Source organism: Shewanella sp. GD04112, assembly GCF_029835735.1.
Classification (GTDB): domain Bacteria; phylum Pseudomonadota; class Gammaproteobacteria; order Enterobacterales; family Shewanellaceae; genus Shewanella.
This window is the reverse complement of sequence record NZ_JAOEAL010000001.1, coordinates 1,825,331-1,842,930: the sequence shown is the minus strand read 5'-3', so window position 1 is coordinate 1,842,930 and position 17,600 is coordinate 1,825,331. Positions and strand designations below refer to the sequence as shown.

The window sequence follows — 17,600 nt, the reverse complement described above, 5'->3', positions numbered from 1 at the left end:
GATTTTGAATCGTTAATTTAAACACAATGGCAAAAGGTTTACACATGTCTAATAAACTGGTTTTAGTACTCAATTGCGGTAGCTCTTCACTCAAATTTGCCGTCATTGACGCGCAAACAGGTGACGATCAGATCTCTGGCCTCGCCGAGTGTTTTGGCTTAGAAGACTCGCGCATTAAATGGAAAATCAACGGTGAAAAGCATGAGTCCTCTTTAGGTGCATTTACCGCTCACCGCGAAGCCGTTGAATTTATCGTCAATAAAATCCTTGCTGGTCAACCTGAATTAGCCGCGCAGATCCAAGCCGTGGGTCACCGTATCGTACACGGCGGTGAAAAGTTCACTCGTTCTGTGATCATCGACGAGCATGTGATCAAAGGTATTGAAGAATGTTCTTCACTGGCGCCACTGCATAACCCTGCGCACCTTATCGGTATTCGCGCGGCCATTGCATCTTTCCCTAAACTGCCACAAGTAGCGGTGTTCGATACTGCATTCCACCAAAGCATGCCTGAGCGCGCGTACATCTACGCCCTGCCATACAAACTGTACCGTGAGCACGGTATTCGCCGCTATGGTATGCACGGTACTAGCCATCTGTTTGTTAGCCGTGAAGCCGCTAAAGTGTTGAACAAACCTTTAGAAGAAACCAATGTGATCTGCGCGCACTTAGGTAACGGTGCCTCTGTGACGGCGGTTAAAGGCGGTAAGAGCGTTGATACCTCAATGGGACTGACGCCGCTTGAAGGTTTAGTCATGGGAACTCGCTGTGGCGATCTCGACCCATCTATCATCTACCACTTAGTGCACCAACTGGGTTACACGCTGGAAGAAGTCAACAACCTGATGAACAAGCAAAGTGGTTTGCTCGGGATTTCTGAACTGACCAACGATTGCCGTGGCATCGAAGAAGGTTATGCCGATGGTCATAAAGGCGCGACCTTAGCACTGGAAATCTTCTGCTACCGTCTGGCGAAATATATCGCGTCTTACACTGTACCGCTCGGTCGTTTAGATGCCGTGGTCTTTACCGGTGGTATCGGTGAAAACTCCGACATCATCCGCGAGAAAGTGCTCAACATGCTGCAAATCTTCAATTTCCATGTGGATGGTGAGCGTAACAAAGCGGCCCGCTTCGGTAAAAAAGGCATCATCACCACTGACAACAGTACTGTTGCCATGGTCATTCCCACCAACGAAGAGTGGGTTATCGCCGAAGATTCGATTAAACTCATTACAAAATAATAAGATGATTCAAGCCGTTTGCTCAGACAAACGGCTTTATTATTAGCGACCTACGGCTAAATAAACACAAGCAAAGCAGAGGCGACTCACTCTGCCAAAAACCATCGAACTTAGAGGTTTTTATGTCTCGAAATATCATGTTAATCCCCATAGGCACAGGAGTTGGCCTGACCTCCTTAAGCCTAGGTATGGTGCGCGCATTAGAGCGACACGGGGTAAAAGTCCAATTCTTTAAACCCATTTCACAGCTGCGTCCTAATGATAATGGCCCAGAGCGCTCAACCACGATTTTAAGCAAATCGCCCACGGTCAATCCGTTAGAGCCCTTCGACATGGCCCATGCCGAAGCACTGATCCGCGCCGATCAAACCGATGTGCTAATGGAGCAAATCATTGCCCGCGCAGCAGAATGCGCCAGCAATACCGAAACCCTGATTGTTGAAGGCTTAGTGCCAACCCGTAACCATCCCTTTGCCGACGATGTGAACTACGCCATCGCCAAGGCAATGGATGCGGACGTGATTTTCATTGCCACCCCCGGCAGCGACACCCCAACCGGCCTGATGAACCGCCTCGAAATTGCCTACAACTCGTGGGGCGGCAAAAACAACAAACGTCTTATTGGTGCCGTGATCAACAAGATTGGCGCACCAGTAGACGATGAAGGTCGCGCGCGCCCAGACTTATCGGAAGTATTCGATCATCAAGGCGTACAACGCTCAGATGCGTCCATCATGTTCCAAATGCCAGGTAAGAGCCCACTGCGCATCTTAGGTAGCGTGCCTTACAATCTCGATTTGGTTGCGCCACGCGCATCGGATCTGGCGAAGCATTTACGTGCCCGCATTCTCAATGCCGGCGAGATGAACACCCGCCGTCTGCGTAAAGTCACCTTCTGCGCCCGCAGCTTGCCCAATATGGTCAACCACATTAAGACAGACTCACTGCTGGTGACCTCTGGCGATCGCTCGGATGTGATTGTGTCAGCATGCCTTGCTGCCATGAACGGCGTGAAGATTGGTGCCCTACTGCTCACTGGTAGCTACGAGCCAGAGCCTGAAATTCTGAAACTGTGTGAACAGGCCTTCGAGACAGGTTTACCAGTATTCCTCATCGATACTAACACTTGGCAGACGTCATTAAATATCCAACGCTTCGACCACGAAGTGCCAGTGGATGATGCGGTACGCATCGATTTAGTCCAAGAGTACGTTGCCAGCCATATCGATCAGAGCTGGATTGAAAGCGTGACCAAAAACTCTCCAAGAGAACATCGTTTATCACCTCCCGCGTTCCGTTATAAGCTCACCGAACTTGCGCGTGCCGCCCACAAAACTGTGGTACTGCCTGAGGGTGATGAGCCACGTACCATCAAGGCCGCCGCGATTTGTGCCGAACGGGGTATTGCGCGTTGCGTGCTGTTAGGTAAAAAAGATGAAATTCAACGTATTGCAGCACAGCAAGACGTTGTTCTGGGTGAAGGTGTTGTGATTGTCGATCCCGATGAAGTTCGCGATCGCTATGTTGAACCAATGCTCGATCTGCGTCGCAACAAAGGTTTGACTGAAGTCGTTGCCAAAGAACAATTAGAAGACAACATGGTGCTCGGCACTATGATGCTGGCGCAAAACGAAGTTGATGGTATCGTCTCTGGCGCGGTAAACACTACGGCCAATACGATTCGTCCGCCGCTACAACTGATCAAAACCGCACCGGGTTCTAGCCTTGTTTCTTCAATCTTCTTTATGTTGATGCCAGACCAAGTGCTGGTTTACGGTGACTGTGCAATTAACCCCGATCCTAACGCTGAACAACTGGCCGATATCGCGATTCAATCGGCGGAATCTGCCAAGGCCTTCGGCATCGAACCAAGAGTGGCGATGATCAGCTACTCAACCGGTAACTCAGGTACTGGTTCAGATGTGGATAAAGTGCGTGAAGCGACCCGTATTGCGAAAGAAAAACGCCCAGATCTAGTAATCGACGGTCCACTGCAATACGATGCGGCCGTCATGCCAAACGTGGCTCGCTCTAAGGCGCCTAACAGCCCTGTTGCGGGTCAAGCGACTGTATTCGTGTTCCCAGATCTCAACACAGGTAACACCACTTACAAAGCTGTACAGCGTAGTGCCGACCTCATCAGCATTGGCCCAATGCTGCAAGGCATGCGTAAGCCTGTGAACGACTTATCCCGCGGCGCCTTAGTGGACGATATCGTCTACACTATCGCACTGACGGCGATTCAAGCGTCACAAAACGATGCCAGCAAAGCCTAATATACTTAGCTAAAGCATCATCAAAAAAGCACTGAACTCCTCAGTGCTTTTTTATTTCCGAAGGGAAAAGCTCACAAAAATGGCAGCATTAAACGCTTAAAATATCCTCAAAAGGTCATAAAAATGCTGTTTGGGGAAATTAACACACTGTGAATAGACTGGGAAAAACTAAGAAAATATCCACAAGGAAATGCCTGGATAACGGCGCTACGGAAAAGCGTCACTTTTTAACCAGCAAATAAATCGATATACAATCAGCCACTTAAAAATTATCCATCTAGTCTTCAACATAGTTGTCCACAGATTCTGTGGATAACCTAATGAAGTCATCCTTTCAGATATGCCACAGGCGGCCGATCCGAGTCAAGTCATTTTCGACAGTGTCCACCATTATTACAAAACTTGAACATAGCCGCTAAAATCGCGATACTCATGACAAATTCCTATAACGAAAAGCCATGAGAACCTTATTTTTCCTTTCACTATTGTTTTTGTTTGGTTGTGGCGATGCTGGAGACAAAGAGCAGCACGTGCTCACTCCCGAAGAGGTAAGTCTCGGCTTTTTTAGCGCCATTTACGTTGACCGAGATGTGGAGAAAGCCAAGTTATATGTCGATGCTCCACTCAAAGAAGTCTTAACCCACTATTACATCGCCGCAGCGGTACAGCGTAATATGCTCGGCCTGTCGATGACCAATGTCGAAATGGAAATTGATGATATTGATATCGACTTTTTCCGTAAGTTCACCAAAGACGTCATGGTCGTCGTTAAGATGAAGGGCTTAAAGGGTGGACAGCCTTGGATTGATGACAGAACCATTCGCCTGCATAAAATTGGCGGCAAATGGATTATCGTTGAGTTCATGCCCGAAAAACGTAAGGTGAATGGCTAAACGGTTTCCCCCACTCAGCTTGCACTCCTACAACGGATAAAAAAATAGCAACCCTAGGGTTGCTATTTTCATGTGCTTGTATTTGTTACTTCAGACTCAGAATCCGCACTGTAAACCTCAGGTTTACAAGACTTAGACCGCTTCTTCTTCGCTCTGTGCAGGTAAAGACGTCATCACGTCGTCTTTAACTTGGTAGTAGGCGTTTTCGTATTCATGAACTTCCATAACAACTCCTGCTCGATTTTGTAAGGTCGCAAAGGCATGCCGTTCTATGCTGACATTTTGCCCATGAGGAAAGGGAATTTCCGTGGCGCAGAGTATACCAAAGCCAGATCGATAATTACAGAAAACTTTCAGTTTTGTTTCGATGTAAAAGATAAAAACGGTTTTTAACGCTTAAAAAGCCGTAAAAACGTATCTAAAAATGAAAGCCTTTCAGTTGATATAGCCTAATGAACTAAAGGGCGCGTGCTTACAAACAAAGAATCTAGGAAGACGGGCACAAACTGCTATCAATTAAATAATGATGCGAGTAGGAGGTCGATATGAATGCCATCATTGAGTTTGAAGCAGTAAAACTCACTACCTTATTCAACCACGGCGATATCTTGGGGATCCATATGTTTATGGATCAAATGAATATCCCGCTCGATGTGCAGGATAAGCTCTATTCTGAAATTTCGGCGCTTAAGCACTTAGACCCACACAATGTCAGTCTCGCCATTGAACATCATGGGCAATCGCAACTCTCGGAGCGGTTAAGCTATTAACAGGCTAATTAAGTAAAGATGAGATAAGGCGCGAAGCGACATCATTAGACGCCATCATAAAGCCTTTCAAGGTCTTATGATGGCATTTTATGACAGCGTTTAATGAGACCAGAGTGCTTACACTTTTAAGCGGTAGCGCAGCACCTTTAATGATTTCTCCTCAGAGACATCAACAAAGGCGGCGGGATTGGGTAAGCGCTCAAGGTATTCGAGTGCTGGCGCGGCGTCTTCAACCTGCTGGCGCAAAAATTGAGTATCGAGTTCCGGTGCATTTAAGCAGAGTAGCACCTCGGCATTCTCGGCTAACAACTCGGGTAAATGCCTGATCAAACGCACGTAATCCTTAGTCGCCACGAAACTGCCCTTTTGATTACTCGGCGGATCGGCAACCACTATGTCATAGGGGCCTAACTTGCGTAACTTACCCCATGACTTAAAAATATCGTGCCCTAAGAAACGTGCGCCCGCGCTAAAGCCATTGAGAAGATGATTCTGCTTGCCTATGGCTAACGCCCCTTTACTCATGTCCATGTTCACGACTTCGTCGGCACCGCCCTGCAGTGCTGCCACCGAGAAACCACAGGTATAAGCAAACAAATTCAGCACTTTCTTATGGCGAGCATGGGCTCTAACCCATTCACGTCCATTGGCCATATCGAGGAACAAACCGTGGTTTTGTCCCCGCAATAAATGCACCTGAAACTGGGCGCCGTTTTCGCTGACCACATGGGGATCGGGCACCTCCCCCGCCAGTACTTGGCTAAAGGTTTCGCCTGCACTGCGGTATTGATACACCAAGTTCAACGACCGATTGGGCTGTATCGCTTGCCAGCGCGCCGTAATCGCCTGTTGGCACTCGGCCAAATCTGCCGCATCGAGGGGAATAAAACTGGTCAATAACAATACTGGCGCGAACCAATCTAAACAAAGATGTTCGCAGCCAGGGTAATAACCACCGCGGCCATGGAATAATCGCGTGGCATCTTCACCGACTTCTATCGTCGCCAGTGCATCTATAAAACGTTGCATTATCTACTACTTATTATCTGTTGAATGGGTATCGACAGGTTCAGAAATCGGAGCGGTGCTTGTCGATTGGCTCACCAGTTTATCATCCACATCGTCGGATAATAAAATGGCTAACCAGCTACCACTCTTGCTGGATTCGAGGGCAATCTTGACGACCATGGTTAAGGGAACTGACAGCAACATGCCTACCGAGCCCAGCAACCATCCCCAAAAAATTAATGATAAAAACACCACTAAAGTCGAAAGCCCAAGACCACGGCCCATAAATTTAGGCTCGACCAGGTTGCCCATCACCATATTGGCAGCAACGTACAGCAGCGCAGTACCGCCAGCCGCAGCGGGGCCTAATTGGATAAAGGCCAGTAATACGGCGGGAATGGCCGCGATAATCGAGCCAATGTTGGGAATATAGTTGAATAAAAAGGCAATAACAGCCCAAAGCAGCGCGTAATCCACCCCAATAACTGCAAGCCCCACACCGACAATCAAGCCCGTCGCTAAACTTACTAAGGTCTTGATCACCATATATTGATTCACAGATTGCAGAAAACGGTCAATCTGCTGCAAACGCATATCGGGATCGTCCAATGCCAAGTGCAGTTTTTTCGGCAAAGATTGCGCCTCAAACAACATAAAGACGATGGTCAGAATGATCAGGAACAAATTCGCCATCACATTGCCGACACCCGAGAGCATATTGGTGGTCATAGACAACGCCATGCCGGGGTCGAAATAGGCCAGCACTTGTTCCTTGGAGATTTGGATATTCAGCGCCTGCAACTTATGCAGCACCCAAGAAAACTGCTCCACCAGCTGATCGCGATACTGCGGCAACTGCTTAGAAAACTCGTTAATGGAGCTGCCAACAAGGGAGGCGAGCCATAATCCCATCAACACGATAAAACCCATCAGCAGGATCACGGCGAGCCATTTAGGTACGCGGTATTTGGTCATCAAGCCAATCGCCGGATTACAAATCACCGCAATAAAACTGGATAGTACAAAGGGAACAACAATCGGGCTGGCGGCCTTTATCCCTGCCAAAATAATCACCACAAAGGCCATGACGGCAAAACCTTTGTAAGCGGCAGACGGCGTATTGGAACGTGTCATGGCGTAAAAATCCTTCTTGATCTTAGATAAAGTTGTTAGGCTAGCCCAAGAAAAGTCTCAAACTCAATCACCTAAGCCATAAAACTAGATTGTCATTATGAAACCAGAAACCGCGATTATACGCATTAAAAACTTAAGACTGCGCACTTTTATCGGTATAAAAGAAGATGAAATCCAAAATCGGCAGGATGTGATCGTCAATGTCGTCATTCACTACTGTGCCGACAAGGCGCGCAACAGTGATAATGTCGACGATGCGCTGAATTATCGTACCATCACAAAAAAAATCATTGAGTTGATTGAAAACAATCGCTTCTCACTGCTCGAAAACCTCACCAGCCAGACACTAGCCATCGCCAGTGAGCATCCTTGGGTCGAATTTGCCAGCGTCGAAATCGATAAGCCCCACGCTCTGCGCTTTGCCGATTCGGTGTCTATGGAGTTGTGTTACCAAAAACAGCAATAAAGTGATCCCCGCAAGCCCGTTATCGTATATTGCTTATAATCAAAGAAAACCATCAACCAAGGACTCGACGATGAAGATATTGATAACGGGAGCTAGTGGGTTTATTGGTCAGCAGTTAGTCGCCCATTTAGCCAATGAGCATGAATTGGTCTTGCTCACCCGCCACCCCGGCACCAGTCGGCAACTATTAGGCCCGCAGCACCAATATCTCAGTACCTTAGATGAAGTTGATGATTTAAATCATATCGATGCGGTGATAAATCTCGCCGGCGAGCCCATTGTGGCTAAACGTTGGAGCGCGCAGCAAAAGCAGCGCATCTGCGATAGCCGCTGGAATACCACGGCGCGACTAAGCCAACTGATTTTACACAGCTGCACCCCGCCCAAAGTGATGATAAGTGGCTCTGCCATCGGTTTTTATGGCCGCCAAGGTGCTATCCCCATCGATGAAACCGCAGCCCCACACCCCGAATTTAGCCATGATATTTGTCAGGAATGGGAGCGACTCGCGCAGCAAGCCGCCACCAAAACCCGCGTCTGCATCCTACGCACGGGTATAGTGCTTGGCCATGGCGGCGCACTCGCGAAGATGTTGCCACCGTTTAAATTGGGGCTAGGTGGACCAATAGGCCACGGCTGCCAAGGCATGAGTTGGATACACATTCAGGATATGGTGGCGCTGATAGACTTTTTACTCAACCATGACGAATGCAAGGGCATTTTCAATGCCACCGCGCCTAATCCTGTCAGTAACGCCGAGTTTGCCACCACCCTAGGTCGAGTATTAAATCGCCCAACCTTTATCACGACCCCAGCCGCTATGCTGCGACTCGCGATGGGCGAAATGGCGGAGTTACTTATCGAAGGGCAATTTGTGCTCCCCAAACATGCGCTAGATGCGGGGTTTAGCTTCCGCTTTGAGCGACTCGAACCTGCGCTAAGGGACGTACTCGCGAGTTAACAGTTTTTTCGACTCCGCCATTATCGGTAACTGGCTTGAGAATAAAATGTTACCAAGCGCAGAGTCGAGGGTTAACGCCATGCTGAATAATGGCTTGAAAATCAGAGATAAAAATCCCCTGTGGCGATTTATTTATCGACGTGATTTTTTTAAATGCAGCGCTCGCATCTGGCAACAGCCGAAAAACATAAATGCAACACAATGATTTTAAAGACAATTTAACGACATTGGCGCATTTTTCTGTTACACTCCCCACCTCTTGCTTATCGCTATTGACGTGTTAGCGCCCGCACTGAAGCACAGTTAACACTCCGAGCAAGTTCATTATCTTCAGTATCCGCACCCTCTGTCGCGATGCTGATCAACTACACCAATACGGTTCATATTCGCGCTTAATACTCCTTCTCCAGTCTTGGGGATTGATAAGAATCTGTCCTTAGATCGCGCGTTTAACACTTAGCATTAGATAATGCTAAATAACGAGATGGGTCGCCCTCACTCAGCTTGAATACAGCCAGCTTGAGTACAGCGGTATTCCCACACAAACCATTTGTAAGGAACTATCATGCACACCACTTATACAATTGGCGAACTCGAGTCGTTCTTAATTGCTATCTTCGTGCTGTTTATTGGCCATTCCATCAATCGCCATGTGCGTGTTTTTAGACAATACAATATTCCCGAACCTATCGTTGGCGGACTGGTCGTCGCCGCCGTCGTGGCCTTTTTACATTTCCAAGACATCACCCTCGCCTTTAGTTTACCCATGCAAAACACCTTAATGCTGATGTTTTTCAGTACGATAGGTTTGTCGGCAAACTACAAGCTACTGCTCAGTGGCGGCAAAAAAGTGTTTATCTTCCTTGGCGTCGCTTCGGTTTATATCGTCATTCAAAATGCTGTTGGGGTGAGTCTTGCAAGCCTCCTCGGTTTAGACCCCATCTTAGGCCTTATCGCTGGCTCGATTACGCTGTCAGGCGGCCATGGGACAGGTGTTGCCTGGTCACAAACCTTTGCCGAAAACTACGGCATCAACACCTTAGAGCTTGCCATGGCGGCGGCCACCTTTGGCTTAGTCATGGGCGGCATTATCGGCGGCCCCGTCGCGCAACGATTAATTGGCAAACACAATCTGGTCTCAAGCTACGGCATGGGCCGTAAACACCACGCCACGCATCCTCAACTGGTCACCTACGATCAGCTCGAAGAAGACCAAGTGACCGCTAAGACAATCATCGAAACCCTGTTTGTACTGCTGATCTGCGTTGCTGGAGCCAAATGGTTTACTGTGTTTGTCAGCGAATATCAGCTGAATTGGCTCAAGATGCCGGACTTTGTCTATGCCCTGTTTCTTGGGGTGATCATCGCCAACATCACCGAAGTGACCCGAGGTTATAAACCCCATACTGAGAGTATCGATGTGATAGGTACTGTGGCGCTGTCGTTATTCCTGTCTATGGCCTTGATGAACCTAAAGTTGTGGGAAATTTTGGATCTGGCTATCCCACTACTGATAATCCTGCTGGTGCAAACCGCAGTGCTGGCGGTATTCGCCTATTTTGTGACCTTCAAAATCATGGGTAGTAACTACGACGCGGCGGTGATCACCGGCGGTCACTGTGGCTTTGGTATGGGCGCTACTCCTACTGCGGTGATGAATATGGGCGCACTGGTGTCACGCACAGGCCCTTCTCCGCAGGCCTTTATGGTGGTACCGATTGTCGGCGCCTTCTTTATCGATATAGTCAATTTAATTGTATTGCAGGGCTACCTCAGCTTTTTGATGTAATCGCACAAGGTTTTGTGAAAACGCTTTATCATCAAACAAAAATGGCGCCGATAAGGGCGCCATTTTTTATATCTCGTGAATCTCGTGAAGAGTGAAATCAAAGGACAAATTAGAACGCGCGCATCATGCGTTCTGGTCGCGGCAAGTAATAATCGTTGTAATCCAATGAGAAGACCACTGAGCTTGAGCGGCCAACAATCTCCTCCCTAGGTACAAAACCTATGACTCGTGAATCGGCACTGTTATCTCGATTATCCCCTAACGCCAAATACTGGTTATCAGGAACCGTAACTGGGCCAAAATTAGCCAGCTGCGAGGGCTGCGGATTAAGTCGAATACTGTGGGCTATGCCGCGGAGATCCTCCTGCCATTCGGAGACATTCTCCGGCGCATAGGCACTTAATGTTTGCTGTGTATATACGAGTGGTTTGCCATTTAAATACAAGCGATTATCCCGCATCATCACAGTATCACCGGGTACGGCGATCACCCGTTTAATCAGCTTTTTATCGGCTTTTTTAGAGTCGAACACGATAATATCCCCACGTGTTGGGTCCGCAAGCTTAACGAGTGGGATATGGGTAAATGGCACTCTGATATCGTAAGCCATCTTATTCACCAGAATGCGGTCGCCCTCAACAATCGTCGGCAACATAGAGCCTGTCGGCACAGTATTCCAATCGGCCACCGCGCTCCTGAACACCAGCATTAGGCTGATAAACAATAAAATGGAGCGATTATCTCTAAGTAATGTTCTTATTCTTTTAAACATTCTGTTTATCTCCCTAAGGCCAAAATCCAGCAATCTTCTCGTTTAATGACAGTGCTAAGCTATCAATTGCCTGACGTAAGCAATGCTTGCTCGTTAAATAGACTCATCAATATCGGCAAAGTTCTTCGCGAATAACATCTTGGCTTTTTCCATTTGTAAGCCAATGTGACAAATGCTCAAACTTAGCCACAAACTTAGCCTCAACCTAAAACACTCGAATAATCGCCATGAAAAAAGCACTGGTTTAGGCCAGTGCTTTTTTATTTGACAAAAAATGGTTTAAAATTATGGCATTACGGCATTTTCCTTAACCGCTAACGCACCTTAACTTAAGCGCCCGCTTTTAACAATTCGGCGCAGGATTGATTGAGCAATTGGCGGCAGCGCCAAACACCCAGCAGCGCAACTAGCAAGGCACCGCAGACAGGGGCAATCCCCCACCAGGGCCAGTGCATATACACATTGAGTTCAAACACTTGGGTCTTTAACAGATACAGCGCAAATTCCGCCACTATCACTGCAAGCACCCCAGCTATGCCCCCCAGTAACGCAAATTCAAACCCAGTGGCGCTACGCAGTAACCAGCCAGAGGCGCCAAAGGTGCGCAGTACCGCGAGTTCACGCTGGCGTGTCGCCATTCCCGCCTCGGTTTGGGCGATAAGCACTAAAGAACTGGCCAGTAAGACGAGAACCAAAACCAACGTCAGCGACAGGGATACCTGCTCAATAATCTGCCGCAATTGCCCGACCATGGCGCCGACATCGATAATCGACACCGTTGGGAACTGCTGAATAAGTTCGAGGATCACTGTGCTCTTCGGAGCATCACTCCCTTGCACATCCGGTTTTTTGTCGTCGAGGTAGAAGCTTGCCATCGAGGTATAGGCAAAGGGCGCCAGCGCTTCTTGCGTGAAGATCATAAAGAAGTTTGGCTGCATGGTTTCCCAGTGCACGGTACGGATACTGGCGACCTTGACCTTAAGCTCTTTGTTATCAATCATATAGGTCAGCGTATCGCCCAGCTTTAGCCCTAAACGCTCGGCAACACCTGACTCGACAGAAACCTCATCCGCCGCCTGATTAAACTGCCCTTCGACCAACTCGTTGTTGGCGGGCAAGGTATTGCGCCAGGTGAGATTAAGCTCGCGGGAAATTCCTACTCGTCCCTTTTCTCCCGCTTCGGCCTGCTCGTCGGAAATCAAGGTTTCACCATTGATTTGAGTCAAGCGGCCGCGAATCACGGGATAGATATCCGTTGCAGCTATGCCCTTTTGCGCCATAAAGTCATTTAATGGCTTAGCATCATCGGGGGCGATATTGACCAAGAAATAGTTGGGCGCATTCTCGGGCAGCTGTTTTTGCCACTCGTTCAGTAAATCTTGCCTCAGGGCCAAAATGGTCAGTAGTAATACCAAGGCCGCACTAAAGCCCACCAGTTGCACCGCATTTTGCCGCGCGCGGCGGCGTAAACCCGCGAGTGCCAGTTGCAAGGGATTGGTGGTTTTCATGCCGACACTGTGACCAAGGCGGATCATCACAAAGCCTAAAATACTGAGCAATACGCCCAGTAGCAGCACAGCCGCGACTACCGTCAGTGTCAGCGCCCAGCTTTGGGAATACAAATATCCCAACAGTGCCATCGCCCCTAAACTTAAGAGTAAATGCAGCCACATGCCGAGCTGCAAACCTTCGAGCTGTCTTTGTATGACCCGCAGTGGCGGAATCGCCAGCAGACGCATTAAAGGATAGGCTGAAAACATAAAGGCGCTGATAAGCCCTGTGCTGATCCCAAGCAGTAGCGGCCGCGTCAACGGCGGCGAATAGGCAGCAATTTCAGGGGGTAACAGTTGATTAATGCCTAAATCCAGCAGTGTTCCACCTATAAGCCCCAGCACAATGCCAAACAGCGTCACCAGCAGCAAATGGATACCAAACAGTCGACGAATTTGTGTTGATGAGGCGCCAAAGGTTTTAAGCATAGCCACCACATCATAATGACGTTGGCAGTAACGCTGGGCGGCAATCCCAATCGCGGCGCAGGCCAGCGCAATACCGAGCAAGCTTGCCAGCAATAAAAATCGCTCCGCCCGCTTCACCGCGCCCGCTATCGGTGAGTCGCCAGACTGCACATCGACCCAGCGCTGGGAATTATTCAGCAGCGGTTTAACGCTATTTTCAAAGGCGCTTAAGGCGCTTTCTTCGCCCACAAATTGATACAGATAGGTCACTCGGCTGCCGGGTTGGATAACCCCAGTCTTGGCGACATCTTCAATCCGCATTAACACCACGGGGGAAGAAGCGAATGGATTAAAACCCGCATCGGGTAAGCGGCTGATTTCTTGACTTAAACGAAACTCACTGTTGCCTAACTCCAGTGTTTGCGGGTATCCCAAGAGTCCCCCTAAGCGACTCTCGAACCACACCTCATCGGCGTGGGGCAAGCCTTGAGCTTTTTCATCTTGGCCATTGTCCGCTTTAAGTTCTATGTCGCCCTTAAGTGGATAACCAGACTCAACCGCCCGCACTGTGACTAACTGAAACTTATCCCCCGCATACACCATGGAGTTAAATTGCATATTGGTCACATGCTTAAGACCAAGTTCGTCAGCCTTAGCCAGAATGCTAGCGTCAATTTGAACGGGAGAGTCGATAATGCGATCGGCGGCGATAAACTGAGTCGCTTGCCCGTTTATCGCGACCTGCAAACGCTCGCTGACACGCGCTAGACCGCTGACCGACAGCACCGCCAAGGTAATCGCGAGGATAATCAATAACAACTGCCCCTGTTGCAGCTCGCGCTTAAACAGGCGCCATGCCAAATTAAGCTCCATGGGTTAGGCCTCCTTGGCGCTTAATTCAAGGTTGTTATTCACACTGTGCGATTGGGCCGAATTTAACTCTTCCTGCAAGTGGCCGTTGTCCATAACCAGTTGCCTTTGGCAGCGCTTCGCCAATTGCAAGTCATGGGTCACTAGGATGAGCGTGGTGTGGCTCTCTTGGTTCAGTTCAAACAACATATCGGCAATTTTATGGCCGTTAACACTGTCCAAATTGCCGGTTGGCTCGTCGGCAAATAGCACTTTAGGTTCACAAATAAAGGCGCGAGCAATGGCTACCCTTTGCTGCTCGCCGCCAGATAATTGTTTAGGTAAATGGGTCAAACGGTGGGATAACCCCACACGCCCCAGCATGGCCTCAGCCTTTTCCTTGGCATTTTTAACCCCAGCAAGCTCGGCAGGTAGCATCACATTTTCGAGGGCAGTTAAGGTATCAACTAACATAAAAGATTGAAAAATAAAGCTCACTTTCTGCTTACGCAGCGCGGCTTTCTGTTCTTCATTGAGCGGTGATAGGGCTTGGCCATCGAGCCAAATCTCCCCCGACGTGGGGGTATCGAGCGCGGCGAGTAAGCCAAGCAGTGTCGATTTGCCCGAACCTGAGGGGCCTAATATCGCCACACTTTCCCCCTGCTTGACATCTAAGTTAATGCCCTTGAGGATAGTGAGCGAACCTTCCTGAGTAGTCACCGATTTTTCGAGGTTAACAACATTGATGGCACTGTTTTTTGAAACGACGTTAGACATAGGATCCTTCTTATACAAATCGTTCTTGCGTCAATCGCTTAGATGCAAGCCGATGGCAAAGGCCGTGAGCGCCTGCATCCTGTTAAGTCTGTTTATAACCACGCCAGTTCAGGCGGCGAAAGTGTTGATCCTCGGCGATAGCTTAGGTGCCAGCTATGGCATGTCGGAACAAGTAGGCTGGGTGGCGCTGCTGCAAAAAAATTTACCCGAGCATGAATTTACCAATGGTTCGGTGAGCGGTGAAACCACAGCGGGTGGTTTGCGTCGTTTGCCTGCGCTGCTCGATTCCGTGGCCCCCGATTTGGTGGTGGTCGAACTCGGTGGTAACGATGGTTTACGTGGATTCCCCCCGATGCAACTCAAAAATAACCTAATCCAAATCATTACCCTAGCGAAAAATAGCGGTGCTAAAGTGCTACTGACCGAAATCATGGTACCGCCTAACTATGGCCCTCGCTATACCCAAAAGTTCACCCAAGTGTATCAAGAGATTGCTAAAGACGAGGAGATTGCATTAATTCCCTTCTTTATGCAGGACATTGCTCCCCACCCTGAGTTGATGCAAAGGGACGGAATTCATCCCAATGAAAAGGCCCAAGAGAAGATCGCCACTTGGATGCAACCTTGGATTGAAAAAGCATTAACTCAATAAAATCGCTGCAATTTTAAGCTAATAAACAGCTTGCTGATGTAAAGTTGCATTTAAGCGATAAAAACATGCTCCAACGCAACATTAACGCCTGAGATAAACAGTAAAATTCGTGTTAGCAAATGGTTAACCCAACAAGGAGTCAATATGTCCCTTAGCCATCAGCAAAAAGTGTACATACCCAAGGAAGCTCGTACCAACCAGTACATCACCGCCGAAATTAAAGTCACGGATGAATTACTGGCGCAATACCCCGATTACCATAGCTGTTATCAAACCTTAAGCCGCATTATTTTTAACTTGGCAGAACAACACGATCTCCGTAACGTTCATGTGATCACTAACGATAAACTGCCAGTCGTGCGTTACCACACCGAAGCCTATTGTTTCCAAACCGCTGAACAAATTCTGTTTTTTTACAATCCTGCCTATCACGAGGCACAAAACCTGTTCACCGAGGATAACTACCGCGCCCGCAAACTGCGTATTGTGTTTTTAGCGACTGGCGATGAGATCCGCAGCAACTCGGCCAATTTCCATACCCGAGTACGAGAACTCCTAAACGAATTAATGCCTAAGCTGCCGATTAAAGATCTCAAAGTGAAGATCCGCGACCATCAGCATTTATCCTATGATTTATTTGCTAAATCAAAAGGTAATAAAGAAACCTACGGCTATAAACTCAGAGCCATTGCCCCAAGATACAAGGCCAGAAAATGTGACCTGCCGGAAAATGTTAGCTCACTCACCTATGTCACCGTCAGCCTGCCGCTGAGTCGCAAACTCAAACAAGGGTTACTACCCGACTCCGCAACGGACTTTAGCCCGTTATATCAACATCTTGAAGATAACTTCCTCAAGGCCGCAGCTAATAAGCAATTAACGCGATTGGCTATGATCGCCAACGGCTTAACCCCCTTAGTGCGGAACAGTAAGTTTGAGAAACTCGACAGCAAGGCCGAAGTACAAATGATCGGTTTTGACCCTAACGCAACCGAGCAACAAGTGATCCGCCGCTGGGATGCCGACAACCTAGTCGAAGCCGCGCATTTTACTATCGTCGCGGGCGCCAAGGACTGTGATGACTCCGGCTATGGCCGTTTTATGAATAACGTCGAAGCCGCACTGAAAACCTTTGCCGCCGAGATTGGGCTAGATCCAGAGCGTGAAGATCTCGTGGTGCGCTTCCACCAGCACATTAGCTATCAGCTCTAGTCATTCGCTGTAGTACAACCTAAAACAAAGGGCGCATCTGCGCCCTTTTTATGTTTTATTCCAAAGCATTAGGGTCGTAGGATGCCATGCTCAAAAGCGCGCTAAATTGGCTTTAGCCAACCTTTTATCAGCTTGACCACTTTATCGTAATCATCGTCAAAACTGTGGCCACCGCTTAACTCCATCACAGTGACATTGGGCTGCTTGACCTCTGGGCATAAATGCAGCGGCGCATCGTCCTCTTTACCATAGAGGCAAAGCATAGGCACAGTGGTCTGTTTGTTCACTTCGGGCAAGGTTAAGTAACGGGCCGATTGATTATCCGAGGTGACAATCTCGCTCACGTGGATTTCAAAATCCGAGGATTGTGAAGGAGAGAGCAGCACAGCCCCCAAGACATTCTTCCGATACCGCGCGGGCATCTCATTTAGCACAAAGGGGATAACTTCGGCCCCAAAGGAATAACCAATCAAAATCACTTTTTGCGTGCCAAATTCCGCCTGGTACTTGTCGATTATGGCTAAGGTATCTTGGGTGACATCTTTAGGATCTTTTTGTTTCCAATAGTATTTCAGCGAGCTCCAGCCGACCACAGGCCAGCCTTGCTGCTGTAAAATGCCCCCAACGGCTTTATCAAGGGTCGCCCAACCGCCATCGCCACTCAAAAAAATCACCAACGGTGGTTTGGTATGGGATGAGGCAGCATTTACCTGAGTTGATGGTTCGACAGGCAACAAGGTTAGCCCCAGATTATCGGCAAACTCATCGGCAAAGGCGTTAGCAGTTGAACATAAAAGTAAAACGCTCAGTATCTTGATTAAGGATTTCGTCATCTCGCA

General features: G+C 48.5%; 15 protein-coding genes. 9 read left to right on the top strand and 6 right to left on the bottom strand.

Annotated features, from left to right (window positions below; all coding sequences use genetic code 11):
• The first annotated feature begins 44 nt into the window (after positions 1-44).
• The 4 genes from ackA to N7386_RS08270 all read left to right on the top strand — a co-directional run bounded on the left by ackA (position 45) and on the right by N7386_RS08270 (position 5,183).
• On the top strand, positions 45-1,244 hold the full coding sequence (gene ackA / locus N7386_RS08285) for an acetate kinase (protein WP_086903899.1): 1,200 nt from the start codon (positions 45-47) through the stop codon (positions 1,242-1,244).
• Positions 1,245-1,366: 122 nt separating this feature from the next.
• Positions 1,367-3,520 carry a phosphate acetyltransferase gene (gene pta, locus N7386_RS08280; protein WP_011716598.1) on the top strand — a complete coding sequence of 718 codons (2,154 nt, stop codon included), beginning with the start codon at positions 1,367-1,369 and terminating at the stop codon, positions 3,518-3,520.
• 458 nt (positions 3,521-3,978) lie between these two features.
• On the top strand, positions 3,979-4,413 hold the full coding sequence (locus N7386_RS08275; protein ID WP_011622271.1) for a hypothetical protein: 435 nt from the start codon (positions 3,979-3,981) through the stop codon (positions 4,411-4,413).
• A gap of 545 nt (positions 4,414-4,958) precedes the next feature.
• Positions 4,959-5,183, top strand: a complete 225-nt coding sequence (locus N7386_RS08270; protein WP_086903898.1) for a hypothetical protein — start codon at positions 4,959-4,961, stop codon at positions 5,181-5,183.
• Between the two features lie 117 nt (positions 5,184-5,300).
• On the opposite strand, the gene N7386_RS08265 is transcribed toward N7386_RS08270, so the two are convergent.
• Complete coding sequence (locus tag N7386_RS08265; protein ID WP_086903897.1) at positions 5,301-6,212, bottom strand: class I SAM-dependent methyltransferase; 912 nt, start codon at positions 6,210-6,212, stop codon at positions 5,301-5,303.
• Between the two features lie 6 nt (positions 6,213-6,218).
• Positions 6,219-7,325, bottom strand: coding sequence for an AI-2E family transporter (locus N7386_RS08260; protein ID WP_011716596.1), 1,107 nt, complete (start codon positions 7,323-7,325; stop codon positions 6,219-6,221).
• Positions 7,326-7,422: 97 nt separating this feature from the next.
• On the opposite strand from N7386_RS08260, the gene folX reads away from it, so the two are divergent.
• The 3 genes from folX (at position 7,423) to gltS (ending at position 10,541) form a co-directional block, all read left to right on the top strand.
• Positions 7,423-7,791 (top strand): dihydroneopterin triphosphate 2'-epimerase, encoded by a 369-nt coding sequence (gene folX / locus N7386_RS08255; RefSeq protein WP_011622266.1) that lies wholly within the window; start codon positions 7,423-7,425, stop codon positions 7,789-7,791.
• Between the two features lie 70 nt (positions 7,792-7,861).
• Positions 7,862-8,752, top strand: coding sequence for a TIGR01777 family oxidoreductase (locus N7386_RS08250; protein WP_086903896.1), 891 nt, complete (start codon positions 7,862-7,864; stop codon positions 8,750-8,752).
• Positions 8,753-9,317: 565 nt separating this feature from the next.
• Positions 9,318-10,541: a sodium/glutamate symporter gene (gene gltS, locus N7386_RS08245; RefSeq protein ID WP_086903895.1), complete on the top strand. Its 1,224-nt coding sequence runs from the start codon at positions 9,318-9,320 to the stop codon at positions 10,539-10,541.
• 109 nt (positions 10,542-10,650) lie between these two features.
• On the opposite strand, the gene lepB is transcribed toward gltS, so the two are convergent.
• The 3 genes from lepB to N7386_RS08230 all read right to left on the bottom strand — a co-directional run bounded on the left by lepB (position 10,651) and on the right by N7386_RS08230 (position 14,897).
• Positions 10,651-11,313 carry a signal peptidase I gene (gene lepB / locus N7386_RS08240; protein WP_086903894.1) on the bottom strand — a complete coding sequence of 221 codons (663 nt, stop codon included), beginning with the start codon at positions 11,311-11,313 and terminating at the stop codon, positions 10,651-10,653.
• 329 nt (positions 11,314-11,642) lie between these two features.
• A complete protein-coding gene (locus tag N7386_RS08235) occupies positions 11,643-14,144 on the bottom strand; it encodes an FtsX-like permease family protein (protein ID WP_086903893.1) in 2,502 nt (833 codons plus the stop codon).
• Between the two features lie 3 nt (positions 14,145-14,147).
• Positions 14,148-14,897 (bottom strand): ABC transporter ATP-binding protein, encoded by a 750-nt coding sequence (locus tag N7386_RS08230; protein ID WP_086903892.1) that lies wholly within the window; start codon positions 14,895-14,897, stop codon positions 14,148-14,150.
• Positions 14,898-14,949: 52 nt separating this feature from the next.
• Between N7386_RS08230 and N7386_RS08225 the strand changes: the two genes are divergently transcribed.
• Both N7386_RS08225 and N7386_RS08220 read left to right on the top strand, forming a co-directional pair.
• The gene (locus tag N7386_RS08225) at positions 14,950-15,549 is read left to right on the top strand and encodes an arylesterase (RefSeq protein WP_086903891.1); all 600 of its coding nucleotides are present in this window, start codon (positions 14,950-14,952) and stop codon (positions 15,547-15,549) included.
• A gap of 144 nt (positions 15,550-15,693) precedes the next feature.
• Positions 15,694-16,761, top strand: a complete 1,068-nt coding sequence (locus N7386_RS08220) for a DUF3083 family protein (RefSeq protein ID WP_069455216.1) — start codon at positions 15,694-15,696, stop codon at positions 16,759-16,761.
• Positions 16,762-16,862: 101 nt separating this feature from the next.
• On the opposite strand, the gene N7386_RS08215 is transcribed toward N7386_RS08220, so the two are convergent.
• Positions 16,863-17,594, bottom strand: coding sequence for an AcvB/VirJ family lysyl-phosphatidylglycerol hydrolase (locus tag N7386_RS08215; RefSeq protein ID WP_086903890.1), 732 nt, complete (start codon positions 17,592-17,594; stop codon positions 16,863-16,865).
• Positions 17,595-17,600: the final 6 nt, after the last annotated feature.